This window comes from bacterium (genome assembly GCA_012517375.1).
Lineage (GTDB): Bacteria > Hydrothermota > Tepidihabitantia > B3-TA06 > B3-TA06 > JAAYVC01.
Genome location: JAAYVC010000006.1, coordinates 41,503 through 61,732 on the forward strand (window position 1 = coordinate 41,503; position 20,230 = coordinate 61,732).

19 protein-coding genes are annotated in these 20,230 nt (G+C 50.6%); 4 read left to right on the forward strand and 15 right to left on the reverse strand.

Translation table 11 applies throughout. The features are described 5' to 3' along the window. Positions 1–10: 10 nt before the first annotated feature. The 15 genes from GX441_00745 to GX441_00815 form a co-directional block, all read right to left on the reverse strand. Positions 11–2,665: a S8 family serine peptidase gene (locus tag GX441_00745; protein NLI97171.1), complete on the reverse strand. Its 2,655-nt coding sequence runs from the start codon at positions 2,663–2,665 to the stop codon at positions 11–13. After that, the gene (locus GX441_00750) at positions 2,662–4,512 is read right to left on the reverse strand and encodes a methylaspartate mutase (protein ID NLI97172.1); all 1,851 of its coding nucleotides are present in this window, start codon (positions 4,510–4,512) and stop codon (positions 2,662–2,664) included. Before GX441_00750 ends, GX441_00745 begins: the two co-directional genes overlap by 4 nt. Continuing rightward, on the reverse strand, positions 4,496–4,831 hold the full coding sequence (locus GX441_00755; GenBank protein NLI97173.1) for a hypothetical protein: 336 nt from the start codon (positions 4,829–4,831) through the stop codon (positions 4,496–4,498). The genes GX441_00750 and GX441_00755 overlap by 17 nt, the downstream gene beginning before the upstream one ends. Further along, the gene (locus tag GX441_00760; protein NLI97174.1) at positions 4,809–6,251 is read right to left on the reverse strand and encodes an aminomethyl-transferring glycine dehydrogenase subunit GcvPB; all 1,443 of its coding nucleotides are present in this window, start codon (positions 6,249–6,251) and stop codon (positions 4,809–4,811) included. The genes GX441_00755 and GX441_00760 overlap by 23 nt, the downstream gene beginning before the upstream one ends. 136 nt (positions 6,252–6,387) lie before the next feature. After that, a complete protein-coding gene (locus tag GX441_00765; protein NLI97175.1) occupies positions 6,388–6,774 on the reverse strand; it encodes a hypothetical protein in 387 nt (128 codons plus the stop codon). Positions 6,775–6,865: 91 nt separating this feature from the next. Further along, a complete protein-coding gene (gene coaE, locus GX441_00770; GenBank protein NLI97176.1) occupies positions 6,866–7,504 on the reverse strand; it encodes a dephospho-CoA kinase in 639 nt (212 codons plus the stop codon). Positions 7,505–7,545: 41 nt separating this feature from the next. Next, entirely contained in the window at positions 7,546–8,730 is a 1,185-nt protein-coding gene (locus GX441_00775; GenBank protein NLI97177.1) for a 4Fe-4S binding protein, read from the reverse strand. After that, positions 8,730–9,524 carry an electron transfer flavoprotein subunit beta/FixA family protein gene (locus GX441_00780; protein NLI97178.1) on the reverse strand — a complete coding sequence of 265 codons (795 nt, stop codon included), beginning with the start codon at positions 9,522–9,524 and terminating at the stop codon, positions 8,730–8,732. Before GX441_00780 ends, GX441_00775 begins: the two co-directional genes overlap by 1 nt. Positions 9,525–9,543: 19 nt before the next feature. Next, positions 9,544–10,797, reverse strand: coding sequence for a beta-ketoacyl-ACP synthase II (gene fabF, locus GX441_00785; GenBank protein ID NLI97179.1), 1,254 nt, complete (start codon positions 10,795–10,797; stop codon positions 9,544–9,546). 30 nt (positions 10,798–10,827) lie between these two features. Continuing rightward, on the reverse strand, positions 10,828–11,067 hold the full coding sequence (locus GX441_00790; protein ID NLI97180.1) for an acyl carrier protein: 240 nt from the start codon (positions 11,065–11,067) through the stop codon (positions 10,828–10,830). A 104-nt stretch (positions 11,068–11,171) separates the two neighbouring features. Then, on the reverse strand, positions 11,172–12,338 hold the full coding sequence (locus GX441_00795) for a hypothetical protein (GenBank protein ID NLI97181.1): 1,167 nt from the start codon (positions 12,336–12,338) through the stop codon (positions 11,172–11,174). Positions 12,339–12,482: 144 nt separating this feature from the next. Next, the gene (locus GX441_00800; protein NLI97182.1) at positions 12,483–13,049 is read right to left on the reverse strand and encodes a hypothetical protein; all 567 of its coding nucleotides are present in this window, start codon (positions 13,047–13,049) and stop codon (positions 12,483–12,485) included. Between the two features lie 3 nt (positions 13,050–13,052). Continuing rightward, positions 13,053–13,541 (reverse strand): V-type ATP synthase subunit K, encoded by a 489-nt coding sequence (locus tag GX441_00805; GenBank protein NLI97183.1) that lies wholly within the window; start codon positions 13,539–13,541, stop codon positions 13,053–13,055. Further along, positions 13,542–15,833 (reverse strand): V-type ATP synthase subunit I, encoded by a 2,292-nt coding sequence (locus tag GX441_00810; protein ID NLI97184.1) that lies wholly within the window; start codon positions 15,831–15,833, stop codon positions 13,542–13,544. Then, on the reverse strand, positions 15,815–16,144 hold the full coding sequence (locus tag GX441_00815; protein ID NLI97185.1) for a hypothetical protein: 330 nt from the start codon (positions 16,142–16,144) through the stop codon (positions 15,815–15,817). Before GX441_00815 ends, GX441_00810 begins: the two co-directional genes overlap by 19 nt. 294 nt (positions 16,145–16,438) lie before the next feature. On the opposite strand from GX441_00815, the gene GX441_00820 reads away from it, so the two are divergent. From GX441_00820 to GX441_00835, 4 genes are all read left to right on the forward strand, one after another. Beyond that, positions 16,439–16,981 (forward strand): peptidylprolyl isomerase, encoded by a 543-nt coding sequence (locus GX441_00820; protein ID NLI97186.1) that lies wholly within the window; start codon positions 16,439–16,441, stop codon positions 16,979–16,981. Continuing rightward, positions 16,981–17,559: a peptidylprolyl isomerase gene (locus tag GX441_00825; protein ID NLI97187.1), complete on the forward strand. Its 579-nt coding sequence runs from the start codon at positions 16,981–16,983 to the stop codon at positions 17,557–17,559. Before GX441_00820 ends, GX441_00825 begins: the two co-directional genes overlap by 1 nt. Before the next feature lie 258 nt (positions 17,560–17,817). Further along, complete coding sequence (locus GX441_00830; protein ID NLI97188.1) at positions 17,818–18,243, forward strand: hypothetical protein; 426 nt, start codon at positions 17,818–17,820, stop codon at positions 18,241–18,243. A gap of 86 nt (positions 18,244–18,329) precedes the next feature. Then, entirely contained in the window at positions 18,330–19,781 is a 1,452-nt protein-coding gene (locus GX441_00835; GenBank protein ID NLI97189.1) for a hypothetical protein, read from the forward strand. Positions 19,782–20,230 lie beyond the last annotated feature (449 nt).

Consider the following 20,230-nt stretch of genomic DNA (forward strand, 5'->3'; position numbering starts at 1 on the left):
CTTAGAAAGTTTATCCGCCGATTACGACTACCTTGACCTTCCTGTGAATATCTGGCGTGTCGAGCTTTATAAAATAAACTCCGGCTTTGCATGAGGAGGGTATCGAAAACTGGTGGATACCGCTATCAAGTTTTCCATTATACAGAGTCTCAATCTTTCTTCCGGTGACGTCAAACAACTCAAGGACAACCTTCTCATTTCCTGTAAGTTCTAGTGTAAATCCAGAACCTTCCATGGCTACAGCCGGGCATTGAATCGAAGTTACGGGACATTCGGTACCTGGTTGGTTTATTCCACTAAGACCTACTATAGTATGAAAAACAAGGGTGTCAATCTTTGAACCGCCGTTCTGGAATACGGTAAGATTAAAAGTCATTGCATCATCCTTCTTGGCGTACGGCTCAAGAGTTACTGAGAATCCTTGACCTTCAGATGTAAGACCCGCAGATATGGAGCCGTAGTCGGCATCCGAATCCAAGATTGTTACAAAGGTATCCGGTGACGAAAGCAGGGCATTGGCATTCGATACATCCTCGTCACCTTCATTCATTATTCTTGGATAAAGAATCGCGGTTTCTCCGGGGTCAAGGGCGTTATTTGGTTGCGGGTTAGAAGAATCGTCGATCCTGATTCCCTCTGCGGAAATATGCGGCTCTTTATTTTCGATTACACCGTTGATTACGAGGGCATAAGGTTGAGGACCTTGCGGAATATTTGCAGCCAGTATGTGAATCTCCCACGTGCCTAGCTCAGGATTATTGATTCGAAGGCATTCCTCGACGTTAGTTTCGTCTTTGGCGCCTGAAGTGACTGAAAAGCCTGAGGAGAAGACATTTCCCAGGTATATCTTTCCGGATGGCGATACAGCCTTGATGTCAAGATCGTTAACGAGTTTTTTTGAGGAAACCATATCTCCAGGAAAATCGGACCAGACTAACGTTGCCCTCAATGGCCAGTTCTTTCCTGAAACTTCGACCTTGTATAAGGCGTCATCACCGGTTTCAAGACCAATGACATTATCACTTACGTACAGTTTCTTCGTGTTTCCTTCGAAATAAAGAACTGAATCGAGACACACTCTTCCCCAGCCCACCTTCATATCCGGTATAGGATTCGAAGAGAAATCCGCAACGGCCGAGTTGATGAGCAGGGCTTTGAGAAGAGCCGCCGAAGGGTCAAAACCATCAGCTGCGTCCAAAGAGTTAGAGCCTGAAGGGTACCAGCCTTCTCTGAAGTACTGTGCGAGCAAAACAGTAATCCCAGCAACAGCAGGGGAGGACATGCTTGTTCCTTCCATGGATTTATAGCCCGACGTAGAGGCACCGTCTGCAGACATGAGATAACCGGGCGCCGTTATCGTCGGCTTTATTCGACCGTCAGCCGTAGGACCTTGACTTGAAAACCCGGCCGGAATCGTCGCCGATGTACCGTTCAACGTCGCCCCCACGGATACTACGTTCTTTGCAGTAGAAGGGGGGCTAATGCCTGAACCTGAGGAGTTTCCGGCTGAATAAAGAACGAGAAAATCGGGATGATTCCACATGAACTCATCCGTCTGCCTTGATGCGAGGTCGTAAGTGTTGTATGAACCACCGGAGCCCCAGCTGTTCGACATTAGTTTAGCACTGCCACCCTGATTTCCCTGCCAGGGAAGCTCGTACATGTCGTTATAATCAGCTGGATATGCTATTCCGCCTGAATTGGTGCCTACATCCACAAAATAAAGTTTTGCACCCTTGGCCATACCGTCGTATGGTGAATCGCCGTTCCAGTATGAATCGTCTCCGCAAACCGTGCAGCCGGTGTGGGTTCCGTGGTACTGGACGTAAGGTGTGCCGTCATCTCCGAAATTCGCGCCTGGAGCCGAAGGCTGATAGGCTATTATCTTTCTGTGGTTGGGGAAATTGCCCCAGGTCGCAATCTCGATTGTCGAATCCTTGAACGCAGTATGACTGGTTGTTATTCCGGCGTCACCGGTGCTTGCTACAACGCCTGAGCCGTCAAGACCTTTGCTCCACAAATCGCGCTTATCCTCTTTCCAGCTCTGCAGAACCCATTGAGCCTGGTCGTTAAAGAATTCGGGCGAATAAAACGGCTCAATCCATCTTATATCGTCAATGGCTGCAAGTTCGTATAGAAATTGATTATCCATGGAAATCTTCAAAAGCTTGTTCCGTCCATTATGGATGGAATATATCCTTGCTCCGAAGTCGCTTTCCAGCCTCAGTCGGAGCGTGTTGATATCAGCATCATCGAAAAGCCATAAGTGAAGAGTATCAGAAGCGGCTGAACGGTCGATTAAGGATGGTGCGAGCTTCCAGCGGGGCTCGTATGCAGAACACCATGAGATGGCTCCCAGGTTCAGAAGAGCTGAGACATCGCTATAGCTTGAGGAAACAAGAAATGCATAATGCGGAAGATAGCCTTCGATACGGATTCCCGTACGCTGGATGGCGGCAATATCGGTATTAGCAATAGGATGATCTAACTTAATAATGAATCTATGGCCGGATTCGTCAACCGACCCTGAGCGGGAGAGAGTGTTGATGGTCTCATCTTGAAGTAAAAGAAGGTTTGAATCCTTAAGAGGCTCGGATTTGTAAGAAGTCAGATAAGGCCCAAGAACTCCCACTCCTGAGAAAACGAGGAGTGTGAAAAGGTTCATTCCGGGTACATCTCCAGTGCTTTTGCCCATTTATTAAGGGACTGCATGCGTTTTTTGGGTTCCTGCGGAAGATTGAATGGTCTTCCTCGGCAATCTAAAATAAGCCCTACCTGGCCGCCTACCAGCTCGGTTTCGACGCTCTTGCCGGAGCCTGCCCCGACATCGAACCCTCTTTCGGGATAAATCTCAGCCTTTACTTTTTCGTCCACGCCAAGCTTGAGTTTGACCATCTCTCCGAAGTTGACTGAAACTTCCTCTTCATTTCCCTTGGCGGGTTTTAAGACGAGTCTCAGGCATTTAGCTCCTTCTTTCCCCTGTCCGACTGGCGCAATCGCGGTACCCAAGCGGATTAGACAGTCCTTCTGGAAGACCTCTTCCGCAGCAGCCTCGTTTACCTCGGTCAAAACTCCGAGATGGGGCATCATGAAGATTGAGTCCACTGCAAGCTGGGTTATGCCTTCTGGAAGGAACGCATCGAGCATGAGCATTGCCGCCTGTGAGCGTCTTGGTGAATGGGAAAGCGCTCCGCCCGAACCTACAACGAGCGAAAGGGACATCATGTTGACAAGCGTAGCGCCCGAAGATGTCTGTGCGAAAGCGTCCGCAATCGAGCGTTCCTGCTGAACGCCCTTAAGTCCAACTGCCATTGTGCGGTGCTGGACTAAAGCGAGCCTCAACGCCTCGCGGGCGACGGCATGCTCCATCTTGAGGTCGGCAAGAGAGGCGGGAATGGTTGTCGGTCTTATCATCTTGTTGCGGATTCTGTTTCTCAAATCGGTTATATCCACGTCAAACGGTATCCAGCGGAGTATATTATCGTTTCCGGCCTCTACGAGAACGTTCGATATGCTGTAGCTCATTCCCAGATTGGCGCTGACGGTTCTGTTGAATACACGCTCGATTTTGTCGGTTTCGGCCTGCTTTTCTCCAAAAACGCTGAACACATCAGTTGTTGCTCCGCCTATATCGACTCCAAGCACGTCTATGCCTTCGCGCTTTCCCAGGCGTTCTATCAATAATCCCACCGCGCCGGGCGTGGGCATTATAGGTACGTCGGTCCATTCCATAAGCTTCTTGTATCCTGGTGCGTGAGCCATGACGTGCTCCATGAAGAGCTCGTGTATCTTGTCCCTTGCTGGCCGGAGATTTTCTCTTTCGAGCACTGGCCTTAGGTTTTCTACAACCACAAGTTCGGTCGAGTCCTTAAGCGTATCGAGGATTATCTTTCGCGCATCCTTGTTGCCGGCGTATATCACCGGAAGGCTGTAGGTGGTTCCGAATCTCGGTCGCGGATCTGCCGCACGAATCAATTCGGCGAGTTCTGCAACGTGCGAGACCGTTCCGCCGTCAACTCCGCCTGAGAGAAGAATCATATCCGGCCGCAGATGACGTATGCGTTCAATCTTCTTGTGTGGAAGCCTGCCGTCGTTCGAGGCTATAACGTCCATCACTATGGCTCCTGCGCCCAGTGCCGCCCTCGCTGCGCTCTCTCCGGTCATTGATAATACCACGCCCGCGACCATCATCTGGAGTCCGCCGCCTGCAGAAGACGTAGAAATATAAACGTCAACACCCTCTTTCTTGTTTTTTGCCGGTTTGATTATCTTTTCACCGTCAAGTATCTTCTTTCCGGTAAGTTCTTCCACCTCCCGGATTGAATTAAGAACGCCTCTTGTAACGTCCTCAAAAGGCGCCTCGACCGTTGTCGGCGCTTCGCCGCGCACTACAAGACGGTATTCATCTCCCTGTTTTTCGATAAGAATCGCCTTCGTGGTCGTTGAACCGCAATCGGTTGCAAGTATCGTTTCGACCTTTCCCTTGTCGAATGTCTTACTTTCTTTTGCCACGCTTTTCGCTCCTTGCTTTCTTAATCTCCTTTTCCTTCTGGTTCCTCTCCGCCTCCTTAGCTTCAATAGTCTGGATAAGCATCTCGAGATTGGGCCGGTCTTCAAGAAACGCCGTCATCTCGTCGTACCCATTGCCTGTCGTGAAAGCCGTAATCATGGGTGCAAAGAAAACCATGAGCTGGCTTCCCAGGAAGCTTATGGGCTTTACCGATTCCAGGAGTATTATCGCTATTGGGCTCAGACGGAAATGGACGATACGCTCTGCAATCTTCGTGCAGATTTCGTTCTTTCGCTCTTCAGTCAGGTCTGAAGCAAACATCAAGGTCCTTTGCCGCCTTGACTTCGTCGAGTCTCTTTACGGGCGTCGTATGCGGCGCTTTGCGAAGCATCTCAGGATTAATCCGGGCTTCTTCGAGAATCCGTCTCGACGCTTCGGCAAAGCTGTTGAGAGTATCAATGGATTCCGTTTCTGTCGGTTCGACCATAAACGCTTCCGACACGATGAGGGGGAAATAAATAGTCGGAGCATGAAAGCCGTAATCAAGAAGTCTTTTGGCGAAATCGGTCGTTTTGAGATTGTGCTGGCGCAGCGGTTTTCCTGAAGCCACAAATTCGTGCATACAAGCCCTGTTGAATGGAATTTCTAGTATGTTTTCGAAGAGCTTGCGAAGATAGTTTGCATTGACAATTGCATTCTTCGATATCTCGGTCATTCCTTCCGCTCCGAGCATTCTTATGTAAGTATATGCCCTGACAAGGATTAAGAAATTTCCGTAATAACCGAGAAGCTTGCCAATGGACAGCGGTTTGTCGTAGTCGAGCCGGTATCCATCTGAGGTTTTCCCGACACGCGGAACAGGAAGAAACCGCTCGAGTTCTTTTGTAACGCCGACAGGACCCGAACCCGGACCGCCTCCGCCGTGAGGGGTCGAGAAGGTTTTGTGCAGGTTGAAATGCATGAGGTCGAAGCCCATTTCACGAGGTTTGATGATTCCGACAAGCGCATTAAGGTTAGCGCCGTCCATGTAGGCAAGCGCTCCGGCGTTGTGAACTTTTTCAATAACCTTGCAGATATCTTTTTCAAACAGCCCAAGTGTGTTGGGATTCGTGACCATTATCAGCGCTACATCCTGCGAGAGTTTTCGCTCAAGGTCTTCAATATCGATAAGTCCTTCTGAGGTCGAGGAAACGGTTACGGACTCAAAACCGGCAAGCGTAACGCTCGCCGGATTGGTTCCGTGCGCGGAATCGGGAATCAGGACTTTTGTCCGTCTCTCTCCCTTATTCTTGAAATAAGCCCTTGTGATAAGATTGGCACACAGCTCCCCCTGCGCGCCTGCCGCAGGCTGGAGTGTAACGGCATCAAATCCCGAGATTTCGGACAGTAGTCTTTCAAGATCATAGATAAGTTCCAGAGCGCCCTGTGCGAGTGATTCAGGAGCCATGGGATGTATTCCTGAAAATCCGGGCATTCTTGCAGCGCTTTCGTTAATCTTAGGGTTGTACTTCATCGTACACGATCCGAGCGGATAGAATCCTTTATCGACGTGATGATTGAGATAGGATAACGCTACAAAGTGTCTTGCCAATTCAGGTTCTGCAACCTCCGGAAGACCTGCTTCCTTTTTTCTGAGATAGCGTTCTGGGATGTAATCGGTTATCTGTCTTGTCGGAACATCCGGTTTAGGAAATTGATAACCCTTGCGATTTGGTTCGGAGAGTTCAAAAAGCAATTTCATTCAACGATACTATTCAGATTAGGCTTTTTGTCAACGGTTCTGGTCGATACTATCAAATGATGCAAGTTTAAAATAATCGAGGGTTGTAAAAAGACAAAGAGGGTGCAAGCACCCTCTTTGTGAAAAGATCTCGGCTCTATTTCTTTATCGCCATGCCGCTCATCTCGACCACCGGAATCCAGATAATACCCGGAATCAATGCCATAGGCATCATTGCAGTGGTGATGTTTATTACGCCGTTAGCGCCCAGGGCTTTGGCTTCCTTTGCCAGCTGTTCGTACAATGCATCCTGGATCTGCGGGCCGAACATCGGGTAAAGCGGAGGTATCACTCCGATGCAGCTGAAGGCGAGATTTATCTTCATGGCGCGAACCATGCCTATCGGCGTATAGTCGCCGTCTTTCATGTCGCCTGTTGTGCAGAATACGTCAGATGGTGGCGGGACTTTTGATACAGCCTGCCAGGCGCATCCGCCAAGAGTCAGTATGGCTATGACGGGGATAAGAATGAGCAGTTTTTTCATGCATCCTCCTTAGTTTTGTTGTGTCAGTTTATTCAACTTCTTAATCTTGTCAAGATGTTAGCACTTATATCGTTATGCGAATTCAGAGGATTTATCTTTTAGATATCACTGGCAGTATATGGTTCGCCCATATAATCTTAGCCTGTTCAGTCAGCCTCTTAAGGTCAGCGTAGTTTTCTACAATCACTTTGCAGGTGTCCCGGAACTCTCTCTCAGAACGCTGAAGGGAAAGCATCCGGTTCGCTCTCGAAAAGTCGATTCCTTTCTTTTCGAGTCTTTCGAGGGATAAGTCGTTATGAGATAGAACCCCAATAAGGAGATCACACTTTGCGGCGAGAGTCCAGTCAAGCAGCAAGGCGGCATCGAGTATTACGATTTCTCGTTTCGAGGATGCAATCATTTTTGTAAGTTCTTTAACAAGGGGAGGTCGGATTATGGAATCGAGGAGATTTAAGGCTGCGGCGTCCTCGAATACTATATCACCCAGTTTTCTTCTGTCCAGTTTCTTGCGAGAAAAAATTCGATTCCCGAAGGATTCAAGCATTTTTATTTTCAAGTCGGGTTTCTCGTACAATTTCCAGGCAACGGAGTCGGCATCTATCAGATCGCAGGCGTATCCTTCGGAGATTATCATCTGCTTAAGGATATGCGAAAATGTTGTTTTGCCTGAGCCTGCACGTCCGGTAACTCCAATAAAGAATTTCTTTTTTCCCAGAGAATCAGGCGTAATTCCTCCCTGCCGGAAGGATTTGGCTAAAAAGAATGCCGAGGCTAGGCGCCCTTGCGGGCTTTAATCTCGGCAATAAGTTTGGGAACAATTTCGAATACATCGCCGACTATGCCGAGGTCTGCGACCTTAAATATCGGCGCATTCGGGTCCTTGTTGACTGCGACGATGAAATCCGAAGACTGCATTCCTACAAGATGCTGGATTGCACCAGATATCCCGAGCGCGATATACAGCTTGGGGCCCACCGTGCGTCCTGTTTGGCCGACCTGATGAGAATAATTAATCCAGCCTGCATCGACTGCCGAGCGGGACGCTCCGACCGCTCCTCCCAGTATCTCGGCCAGTTCTTCCACAAGCGCGAAGTTCTTCGGGTCGCTAAGGCCCCTTCCTCCTGATACTATTATATCGGCCGCTGCAATGTTTACGTGAGAACTCTGGTCAACTATAAAATCAAGAAATTTAACCCGGTTTTCTGGCAAATCAGCCGCAATCTCAGTTACGGTTCCCTTGGAATCGTAAGGTTCGGCAAGGGGCTTCATCACCTTGGGCCTTACCGTAGCCATCTGGGGACGGTGGTTGGGGCAGATGATTGTGGCCATTATGTTTCCGCCGAAAGCGGGCCGCGTCTGCAGAAGCAGGCGCTTGGACTTATCGATATCCAGACCGGTGCAGTCTGCCGTCAGACCGGCGTGGACCTTAATTGCAATCCTCGGCAGAAGCGAGCGGCCAATGAATGTTGCGGCGCCGAGCATTATCTCGGGTCTTCTTTCCGAAATGAGACTTGCTATCACCGCCGCATAGGGTTCGAGTCCGAAATGGGCAAGCGTCGCGTTCTTAACGTACAGGACTTCGTCTGCTCCTGCCTTGAGGAGCGTTTCGGGCGACTTTACATCCGCTCCAAGCAGAACGGCTGTAACCTTCTCTCCTAAATCGGATGCCAGGCTTCGGGCGGCGCCCAAAAGTTCAAAGGTTGAAGGCTCGATCACGGAGTTCCTCTGTTCGGCAAAGACCCATACACCGTGCCAGTCTGCGGTATCAACCGTTCCAGAACGTCCTACTTCCTCCAGAGAGAGCGCTGAGACCGGACAAACCGGCACGCACGCTCCGCAAAGGGTGCATGTTTCTAAAACGTAAAGCCTGTCCTTTAGCTCCAACGCGGCGAATGGACATGCGGGAACACACGCTCCGCAAAGGGTGCATAAATCGTAATCAATCTTCAGAGCCATCAGAAGAACCCTTTCTCTTTGAGCTTATCGGCCACAATCCTTGCTGCATCAGGCGCTTCTTTGTCAGCATAAAGCTCGCCCTTCGTTCTCGGCGGAGGGGGGAAGACCTTTACGACCTGCGTCGGCGATCCGGCAAGCCCTATTTCGTTCTCTTGGAGCCCGAGGTCTTCGAACTTCCATACAGGTATCTCGGCTTTCTTTGCCGCCATCTTGCCTCTAAGGCTCGGAAGCCTTGGCTCGTTTATCTCCTTGACTGTCGTGACAACGCAGGGGAGAGGGAGTTCGAGTTTTTCGGAACCCTCCTCCCACATGGATTCAACCGTTATCTTTCCCGATTGCAAATCAAGAGCGTCCACTTTCCGCACGAAGGTAGCCTGGGGAAGGTCGAGAAACTCCGCTATCCCAGGGCCTACCTGGGCGGTATCGCCGTCAGCGGCCTGCTTGCCTGTCAGTATCAGGTCGAAACCGCCTATCTTCTTGATTGCGGTGGCAAGAGTTAAGGATGTTGCCCAGGTATCCGCGCCCGCGAACTTGCGGTCGGATATGAGAATCGCGCTGTCTACACCCATCGAGATGACTTCTCTCAGGGCTTCCTCCGCCTGGGGGGGCCCCATCGATATGGCTACAATCTCGCCTCCAACCTGTTCTTTTAGAAGCAGCGCCTCTTCGACCGCATAGAGGTCTAAGGGATTTACTACGGAAGGCACGCCCTCGCGCACGAGGGTATTAGTTTCCGGATTTACCCGAACTTCGGTAGTATCAGGCACCTGTTTAATGCATACGATGAATTTCATGTTCAAATCTCTCTTGGAATCAGTTTTCGAATCTCTTGAACAGGAGAGCGACGTTGTGCCCTCCAAAGCCGAATGAGTTTGAGATGACGGATGTTATCTCCTTCTCTCTCGTTTCTCCGGGTACGTAGTCAAGGTCGCAGGCGGGGTCCGGTTTTTCAAGATTTCGCGTGGGATGAACCTTGCCGTCCCGAATTGAAAGCACTGATATTACCGCTTCTACACCGCCGGCTCCGCCCAGCAGATGGCCTATCATCGATTTCGAGTAGGATATCCAGAGCTTGTCGGCATGCTCCTGGAAAGCATTCCTTATAGCCCTGGTCTCCATCGCATCGTTAAGGTCGGTTGAGGTTCCGTGAGCGTTGATGTATTCTACATCTTCCTTATTAACGGCCGCTTCTTCCATTGCCATGCGCATGGCAAGAATCGGTCCCCTGCCCTCGGGATCCGGAGCGGTCATATGGAACGCATCTCCTGTAAGACCGTAACCTGCTACTTCGGCATATATTTTTGCCCCGCGGTTTCTTGCATGCTCCAGTTCCTCAAGAATCAGGATGCCGCTTCCTTCTCCTATGACGAAACCGTCGCGTTCTGCGTCGAAGGGTCTTGAGGCATGCTCGGGATCGTGGTTGCGCTTCGACAATGCCATCATATTCGAAAACCCGGAAATCGAAAAAGGGGTGATTGCCGCCTCGGTTCCGCCCGTTATCATGATGTCGGCTTTGCCGAGCTTGATTATCTCGAAAGCATCGCCTACGGCATGTGCGCCAGAAGAACAGGCGGAGACTGTGCAGTAGTTGGGTCCACGGACTCCGAATTCAATAGAAACAAGGCCCGAAGCCATGTCCGGTATCATCATCGGGATAAGAAGAGGGGAGACCCTTTTAGCGCCCGTTGCTGTACCTGCATTGACGAACTTCTCGTGTTCGCGTTCCCAGACTATTATTCCGCCCATCCCGGCACCGATAAGGACTCCCGTTCTTTCAGGATTTTCCTTACCGAAATCGAGACCGGAATCGGCGACCGCTTCCTTGGATGTCCAGACGGCAAACTGGGCGAAGCGGTCCATTCTTTTGGCCTGCTTGAAGTCCAGCCGCTTCGTGGGGTCGAAGTCACGGACCTCGCCCGCTATCTGAACTTCTATCTCGCTTGGGTCAAAATTCTCTATTCTGCGTATGCCGTTTTCTGCGGCAAGAAGTTTTTCCCAGGTGGTGGGGGCGTCGTGGCCTAAAGACGTAATCATCCCGACGCCCGACACTACTACTCGGCGGTTCATAGGAAAGATATCCTTTTGCCGGTATAGGTCTTACTTATTTTTAAGCTTGGACTCCAGATACTCCATTGCCTTTCCGACAGTTTCGAGCTTCTGGGCGTCTTCATCAGGGATTTCGATGGAGAACTTTTCTTCAAAAGCCATGATAAGCTCGACGGTGTCCAGTGAATCGGCGCCGAGGTCATCAATGAACTTTGCTTCGGTGGTAACTTTTTCAGGGGTCACGTGAAGCTGTTCTACTATTATGTTTTTCACGTCGTCAAATAGAGCCATTATTCTTCCTCCTTAAAGAGTTATGTTTGATGCGAAGTCTACGTCAAAGAGGGCGGGTTGTCAAGTGCATACCCGCAGGTAAACTTCGGTATACAATTGCCATGTTATGGCTTAAGTTTTACCGTAAGGAAGTCCGATACGGCATCGGCATTCAAGGTATTTCCAGTAGCGTAAATGCTGCCGTCATTGCCAAGACAGATATCATAACCGTAATCATTCCCTCCCGAGTCGAAAAGCGTATCCCAGACCAGGATTCCTTTTGAGTCGTACTTGGCTATCATGAAGTCGTAGTTATCCGTCGAAAGGTGCGTACCCAGGAGATAGACCGAGCCCGAACCATTAGTTGCTATACTTGCTGTCGGGTTAGTGTTGTCCGACGCGTTTGTCTTCGTCCAGAGCACATTGCCGTCGGAATCGTACTTCACTATCGCGTACTCGCCTGCCGGGGCCGCGACCATTGTATAGCCTGCCACGTATACGTCGCCCTGAAGGTCAACCGCTACGCCGTGACCGTATATGCCGTCATCCGAGCCCGAATCATAAGTTTTGTTCCACTGCAGGTTACCGTTTGTGTCGAACTTCAATGTGAGAAAATCTGAACTAGCGCCCGCTCCCTCAGGCTTGGTAAAACCGGCAACGTATACGGAGCCTGCATCATCCACGGCCACGCCGTGCGCCTGCTCGTTGTTGCCTGAATCGTAGATTTTCGACCAGAGGATGTCGCCGTCGGCATCCGTCTTGATAAGTGCGATATCCGCGCTCGTCGCATTGACCTTGCGGCCCGCGATGTACAGGTTGCCTGAAGCGTCTGAGGCAATGTCGTAGGCGTAGGCGTGTGACATAAGCTCCTTATTCAAGACCATGTTGCCCGAAGCGTCGTACTTTATGAGCCTGATGCAGTTGACGCTGGAATCCAGACATACCGAAGCTCCGGTAACATAAACGTCACCTGCGCTTGATACGACCAGACCTAACACCTCGTCGTTGTTCGAGCTGTCGTAGGCTTTGTCCCAGATGATGGTTCCTTCGGAGTCGTACTTGAGAGTTCGGAAATCGTAGTACGTTCCATTCTTCGAGCTTCCGCCAACGTAAACGTTGCCTGATGCGTCAGCCGCGATGGCATGAGCCGCATCATTCGTACCCGAGTCGTAGGTCTTAAACCACAAAACCTCGGCTGGTGCTTCAGGGGTGCAGTTGAGCCCGACCGATGTCACAAGGACCGATATTGTCGTCAGGAAAAAAATAATTCGTCTGTTAGCTTTAGTTGTCATAACTGTCTCCTTTAATTGTTTAAAGATGGAGCGAATCGTATAACTCGATTACTCGAGAATACTTATTCAGACTGATTTGTCAATCTTTTTTTCAGGTTATAAAAAAGGCCCCTGCGGGCCTTTTTAAAATGCAGAAGACCAAATTCAATCCATCTTTTCTCCAGCCGGTTTAACAGGATGTTCCTCGAAAAGGATCTTCGCTAGTTCCAGGGTTAGAGCCTCGCCTAGGGATTCGACTGCAGCATCGATGCTGAAGTTGGAATCCTTGGAGCCCTTTCGGATTATTACCCCGCCCGAAATATTTGCTTCATCGGCTTTTTTCGCCCAGGGATAGGGTAGAGTATCCTTATCCTTCGAAGAAAGCAGGATGACGGAATCCTTTCCGGATTCCGTGACTATCTTTTCCAGAAGGTCTTTATACTTCTTCGATTTAGTGAAGGTTTCACGGGATTCCTTAAGGCTTTCTCTAATCATTTCATGCTTTGCTTCAAGGATCATCCGTCTTGCCTGGAGTCTTGCTTCGGAAAGTATCTCCCTGCGGATTCGTTCCTTCTCTGCTTCTACAAGTCGTGCAGTTTCCTGGGCGTATTCCTTCTTCTTAGCGTCCAGTTCGGCCTGGAATCGCGACTTGACCTCGGCGAACTCCGCCGTTATCTCTGCTACCTGTTTTTCCGCGTCAGCCAGTATCTTTGAGCTTACCTTATCGGCCATTGCTTATGCCAGCTTGATGCCCTGCAGAAGGAAGATTGTTATGAGAAGACCGAGAACGGCGTAGGTCTCGACTAATGCGCCGTAGATGACGCCCTTCATGGATTCCTTGGGCTGCTTTGCGGCCATCTCGATGCCTGCAGCGCAAACCTTGCCCTGGAATATGGCCGAAACAAGGCCTGCGAAGGCTACGGGCAGGCAGGCGAAAAGTATCTGAACTCCCTGCCAAAGCGTGAGAGCTGAAGGCCCTGCCCCGCCCAGAAATCCGAGCTTCTGGATGGCCAGGAATGCGCCAAGAAAGCCGTAGAAACCCTGTGTGCCGGGAAGAGCCACGAGAATGAATACCGACCCGAATTTGGATGGGTCCTCAGCCAGAACTCCTGTTGCTACGCTTGCCGCATATCGGATTCCGAGCGCCGAACCTATTCCGGCAAGTGTTGCGGCGCATGCCGCACCGAATACTACTGCAGCCAGACCGATTGGATCAAATCCCATCTAAGTCCTCCTTGTTACGTTGATGTAACGAGTTTTCAATTCAAAAGGTTCAAATCTCAAGCCGCCTCCGGAGAAGAAGCGGGGGAAAAATTCAACGTACTGCAATCTCAGGGAGTGAACGAACGCTCCCAGGGCGCTCATCACGAGATTGTAGCCGTGCCCGATGACGAGTACGGCGAGTATCAGTATAACGGAAACAACGGGTATACCGCCCAGCATCCAGGCTATAAGGTTGAATGCTGTCGCGATGCCGGCCGTCATCATCCCGAGCGCCATCAGACGCACGTAGGAAAGGACGATGCCGAGCACGCCCGTTGCATTTGAATAGATTCCGTAGGCTCCCCACGCTATTCTCGTTCCCCAGCCCTTGAGAACCATCATCGGGAAAAGAATATTGATGATAAACACGACAATAAGGAATCCGTTCGAACCAAGTAATCCCGTAACGTAAAGGACAGTGCAGGCGAGTCCGAGCGCGCCGATGATTATCCCTGCGGCTTTCAATGTTTTCTCTGACAGGCCTTTGAATACTGTGTAGAGCCACAGCGCTCCGAGTGAGCCGAGAAGGAGTCCCTTTAGGAGCCTTCCAGGGAAGGGCAGGCCGCCTGCCGCCTTGGCAAGCGCGACCAGCCCCATCGTCACGACCGCCCAGAAGAGAATGGCGCTGGTCACCGAAGTGGGTCCGGGCCTGTTCGAAAGAACAATGGATACGCCCGCGCTCACGAGTATGAGAATAAGTAACGGCACTGACAGGAATCCGGGGATTATGGCCATTCCCGATGCTACAAGAAGGGGCACAGAGATGAAGATGAGGAGCCAGGGCAGAGCCTCGAAAAGGGCGGCGGCTAAGTTCTTGAGCCGCAAATTGTCGAAGAACTCAATCGCAACCCCGAAGACCATCTGAAGATAGCCTGCGGCAAGGGACAGGTAAAGGAAGGGCATGGGATCCTTTATAGGGTCGAACCATGTCAAGGCGTCGCGGAACTTGACGAGCCACGGCATGCCCAGCATGTCGGGCAGGTTTCCGAACCATGAGGATGTCAGCGCGCCGCCGATGATGGTCGTGATGCCTCCATAGAAGAGTATCCATATGAGGTTTCCCCTTATCTTTTTTACCCATATGAGAAAAGCGGCGGTCAATGTGATTATCAAGCCGTAGCCGGCATCCGTCATGCAGAGCCCGAAGAATACGGCAAAGAAAGGGGTCATGAAGGGCGTGGGGTCTGCTTCCGAACCGTCCGGCGAGCCGTAGAGATTCATGAGCATCTCGAAAGGCTTGATAACAGGGGCGTTATCGAGCGCCACAGGATACTGCTCATCCTCAGCCGGTGTAAGAGGAACTACGTCTGAGGCGGAAAACTCATGTACAATCTTCTCGAGTTTTTTTCGGTCGCGGGAACGAACCCATCCTTCTATGAAGGCCGCCTTTTCGCTTCTTGCAAGCCTTCCCGATTCCTCCTTGCGGAGTCGTTCGTTGTCGTAAAAATCAAGAGCGGTCTCGAATCCTGAAAGCTCCGCGCTCATCTGGCGCGCCTCTGTGATCAGTCCTTCCCGTCTCTCCTTGATGTTTCCCATCCTTGAGCGGCGGTGTTCTATCTCCTCCCTGATTGGTTTCGCGAATCTTTCAAGCTGAAAAGTCTTGAGTCCTGCCGATTTGATGGCGTCCTCGACCCTTTCTGTTTCTTGAGTATGGAAGAGAACGACGTGCATTCCCCTGGACTCGTCAACACTCTCCACATCCGCCGCGGTCGCTTCGAGCATTCTCATAAATGTTAAGAATTCATCCTTTGTGGTAGCGTGAACGAATCTTGCAGACGTTTTCTTGAGATTCGTATAATCTGCAGGAGCATTCTTGAGACCGGTCCACGGTTCCAGGAGTTCGAGTTCTGTCCTTAGTGTGCGCTCCTCCTTCTCAAGAGCCGAAGACATCTCGGTAAGTTCTCCAACACGCCTTATCTTTCGGGGAATGTCAAGTTCTGTGACACGGATGTTGAACTCGTCGAGAGGCAGTTGCGGTTTTTGGGAAAACAATCCTCCGCCTTTACGCTTTCCCGCGTAATTCGTAAGAAAAGTTATTGCCTGGCTAAGCCTTGTAAGGGTGTCCTTGACCTCTTCGGATTGCTTATCCTCCGTAGTGCGCTCTAAGCCTTCCTTGCCCTCCTCGCCTTCCTCTGTTAAGCTCGATGTTTCCGAGATATGAAGTATGCCCTCTTCCTGGAGCGTTTTAAGAAGTGCTTCACGTTCCTCTATATGAGTCGCAATGAGGACTTTTTCTACCTTTGCTGTTCCCACAACTCACAAACTTTTTCGGTAACGTACTCGGCGGCTTCCGAGAGATTTTTAGATGCACGTTTCTTGAGTTCCTCCGCTTCCTTTTCGGCGTCTTTTTTGATTCTCAGGGCTTCCTCTTTTGCCTCTTCCTCCGACCGCTTCCGCGCATCATCCAGAGCCTTGTCGCGCTCTTGAGAGAGTGACTGAAGTTCCCTCTCGGAGCGCTCGGCAAACTCCTTCATCTGGTTCTCGTTTTTTTCTTCGGCGGTCTTTATCATCTCCGCCGCTTGTCTTTCGGCCTCGCGTATTTCTTTCAAGAGATCGTTAGCCAAGGGGGCACTCCTTTTTATGCTCGAGTTGAATTGAATTATACGAGGCTCCAATCAACTGTCAACCTGAAGATTCAACTCAGAAAGAATTCATCTCCGGTGTCAATCTTAACCAGTCACGCAGCAGTCTTGACCTGGCATGTTTAATGAGTATCATCACGGAGATTTCGCTAACAACGGAGGCAATCGATGAAGAAAATAATGATGCTTTCAATAATCTGCTTTGCAGCCTTGAGCTTGCTTAACTGCGGAGATAAAACAACCAAGAACGAGCCTGGAAAAATGGAGAATGTAGAAATGAAAAAAGGAGAACCGGATGCTTTCGGAATCGGTCGCTACACCGGTCAGTCAACCGTTACAGACAGGCAGAAGATAGCGGCTGAGGTCAAGGACGTTGAGATACCTCTTGCGGGCACCGAAAAAGCCACCATAGAAACCAACAAGGGAACTATCATCGCTGAGCTTTACTCGAAGGATGCGCCTAAAACGGTCGCAAATTTCATTCGTCTTTCAGAGTCCGGCTTTTATGACGGGCTTATATGGCACCGCTTCGAGCCCGGGTTCGTCATTCAGGGCGGCGACCCCAAAGGCAACGGCACAGGCGATGCGGGCTACAACATTGTCTTCGAGAAGAACAGCCGCAAGCACGAACTAGGCGCTCTGGGCGTTGCCCGCTCCGAGGACCCCAACTCCGGCTCATGTCAGTTCTATATCTGTCTTTCGCCTCAGCCCGGCCTCGACGGCTCCTACGTTGTTTTCGGCAAGGTGCTTGAAGGCATGGATGTCGCCCAGAAGATTCGCGTAGGCGACGAGATCACGAAGATTTCAATCAGCAAGTAATGCGTATCTTAAAGCTCGGTTTTCTTGTTGCCTCGGCGATTCTTTTAGCGCCGGCATGCAGAAAGGTAGTGAAACCTGCGACCTCGCTCACGCCTTCCGAGCGCGTACAGCTTGCCTTGCGTGTAAAGGATTCGCCTGTTACGCTTACAGGCAAAGAGGAAGCGCACGTCGAAACGAACAAGGGTGCGTTCACGTTCAAGCTTTACTCCGACGAGGCGCCCAACACGGTTCGCAACTTCGTGCGTCTTGCAGACGCCGGCTTCTACAACGGACTCATCTGGCACCGCTACGTTGGCAGCTTCGTTATTCAGGGCGGCGACCCGTTGGGCACAGGATACGGCAACTCAGGATATACGATAGACTACGAAGAGTCCGGAATGAAGCATGACAAGGGCGCCGTAGGCATGGCTCGCGGCCCGGACAAGAACTCGGCCTCCTGCCAGTTCTACATCTGCCTTGAAGCGGCTCCAAGTTTAAACGGCAGCTACTGCGTGTTTGGAATCGTAACCGACGGCATGAAGGTCGTAAAAGAGCTAAGAGAGCAGGATACAATAAGGAGCATTACGATTACGAGATAACATCCGTCTCGCTTTGTTAGAAGATAGCTGTCGTCAGTGAGAATTTTACCTCACCTCTTACAGATATAAAGGGCGCGCTGCCCACAGGAAGGCGCGCCCTGCACTTTTTTGTCAACTAATGGCGGAACTTCATCTCATTAGAATCAACGTACGTTCCTTCATTCCTTTGCAGTAACCTTGACATATGCAGTTTTTTTTTTACAATCAAGGCATAGACGAGAAGCGATGAAGCTTCTCGTTCTAACCTAGGAGAAAATCATGAAACCCTTAAGTATTGGAGGAAGGGCTTTACTCGTATTGCTGGTCATTGGTGCAGGTTTCGCGGCTTTTGCCAATACCGACTGGGCAGGCTACGGAACGGGCGAATGCTACGGCTACTACCCCTTTTACGTCTGGCAAGGCACTCTACAGACTGACAACCCCCCTAATTATCATTTTTGGGGCTATTGGGGTGGACAAACTAGTAACACCATAAGCTCATATCCAAACTACAACTCCGGTACAGGTAGATACGAGGTAGGACTTTCGGCGGCGAATAAGGGAACCTGGTATCGGAATTACAATTTTGGAGGATACTATACAGGCTATTATAAACCATCTGCCGATACGGCTGACGGCTACTGGTGGTATGCTCCAGACAGCAGCAATGCCAATGGAACCTGGTGGGGCACCCTTGCGGACTGATAATCTGTTAACTGGGCGGCGGATTTCACCGCCGCCCGGCTTGACATAAGATGGATCTAAGCTATTCTCAAACTTAGGAGGAGACAATGCCGAAACGTGCTCTCTTATTCCTCTTTTCAGGTTTCTTTATCTTCGTACATGCGGGATGGATAAAGACTTACGGCGAACATGTCGCGGTTTATGGCTTGTGGGTAGAGCGTACCTCAGACTCAGGATATATAATCGCCGGTGCAGACAACGACACCACTCACAACTTATTTACATCTAAGCCTTTCGGTGCAAGCCTTATTCTTGTTAAAACGGATTCTCTTGGCGACACATTGTGGACCAAGCTTTACAAGGACTCCCAGAATTCGTTATTTGCTTGGGGTCGCTGCATTCAAAAGACGGCAGACGGAGAGTACATCGCCACGGGTTCAGGAGGTGGTCTGTGGCTTCTGAGGCTCGACGATCAAGGCGACACGTTATGGACTAAAATGGTTAAACAAGAATATCAATCAGCCGACGGTTACTGCGTTAGATGCCTTGAGGACGGTTATGTGGTTTCAGGGCAGATGCAGTACGAAGAACTCACTTTCTACATAATAAGATTTGATACGACAGGCGACACGCTTTGGTCGCGTTCCTACGGCCGAGGCTTTGGTACGACCATCGGTTTTTCAATTCAGCCTGCAGCCGACGGTGGATTCATTGTAACGGGTTCAGGACCGGAAAAGGGTTTGTGGATACTCAGGACCGACTCGCTTGGCGATACGCTCTGGACTAAGCTTTACAAACTTGGCGATCCTTTAACGTACGACGAGGGGCACTCTATAGAACCGACATCTGATGGAGGGTGGATAATAACGGGCGCAGTCGATTACAGCCCCGCCGAATACGGAGCAATAGCGCTCATGAAGATAGACTCTCTAGGCGACACGTTATGGACGAAGTATTACGATTACAGTGCTGCGGACGAGGACGGTCGGTCGGTCAAACAGACGCCGGACGGCGGATTCATAGTCGTTGCGACAAAAGACTATTCAATGCTAGGCAAAGGCTCTATATGGCTTCTTAAGACCGATTCGGCGGGCGATACTCTCTGGACGCGCACGTACGGCGGCAAGCTCCAGGATCGCGGGGACTGCATTCAGCTAACTCCTGACGGAGGTTTCATCATCACAGGTTTCACTGAATCATTCAGCCCTGACGGTTCAAAACAAGTTTTGCTCATGAAGCTCGATTCGCTGGGCCTTTTAGGAATCGCAGAACCCGTAACACCCGTAGCACCCGTCCTCCCCCTCCTAGAGATAGATAAATCTCTCGGACGAGAAGTAACCTTGCGCTATTCCAACTTCCCTCACGGCTTCCATGCCTGCATATACGACGCATCAGGAAGAAGAGTTGATGAGCTGCACTCATCACAGACTCATGGCACAATCCAATGGGGAGGAGGGCGTGGGTGTTACGGGTGTTACGGGTGTTACGGGCCTGGAGTGTACTTCATCGTCGCTGATAGAGGTTCGAGGCAGGTCGAAAAGGTAGTGCTCGTAAAGTAGGTAGCACCCTCACCCAACACTCCAACGTCATTCTGAGTCCTGCACCTGCGGGACGAAAGTCCGAAGGGCGACGCTTACGGAGCAATCGCCTTATTGAGGCTCGATATAATGATTGAGAAATAGCTGTTGTTTGATGCGAAAGCTCTTCTCGTTCCCCCTCCTCTTATCCTCCCCACGAAGGGGGAGGAAGAAACGGGAGATGGAGACGCTCCTATGGAGCAAATCCCTCTCCCGAAGGGAGAAGGATACTAAGCCGTCATTGCGAACCTTCGAAGAAGGTGCGGCAATCTCATAGCACAAAGTTAAAAACAAACGGCTCTGCGCCGTAAAATCAAGATACTGCTATGAGATTGCCGCGTCCTAACGCCTTCGGCGTTTCTCCTCGCAATGACGTTGGAGTTCGTGACGCTTTTCATCAAACGGGACTCCATTTCTCGAATCCTGACTAA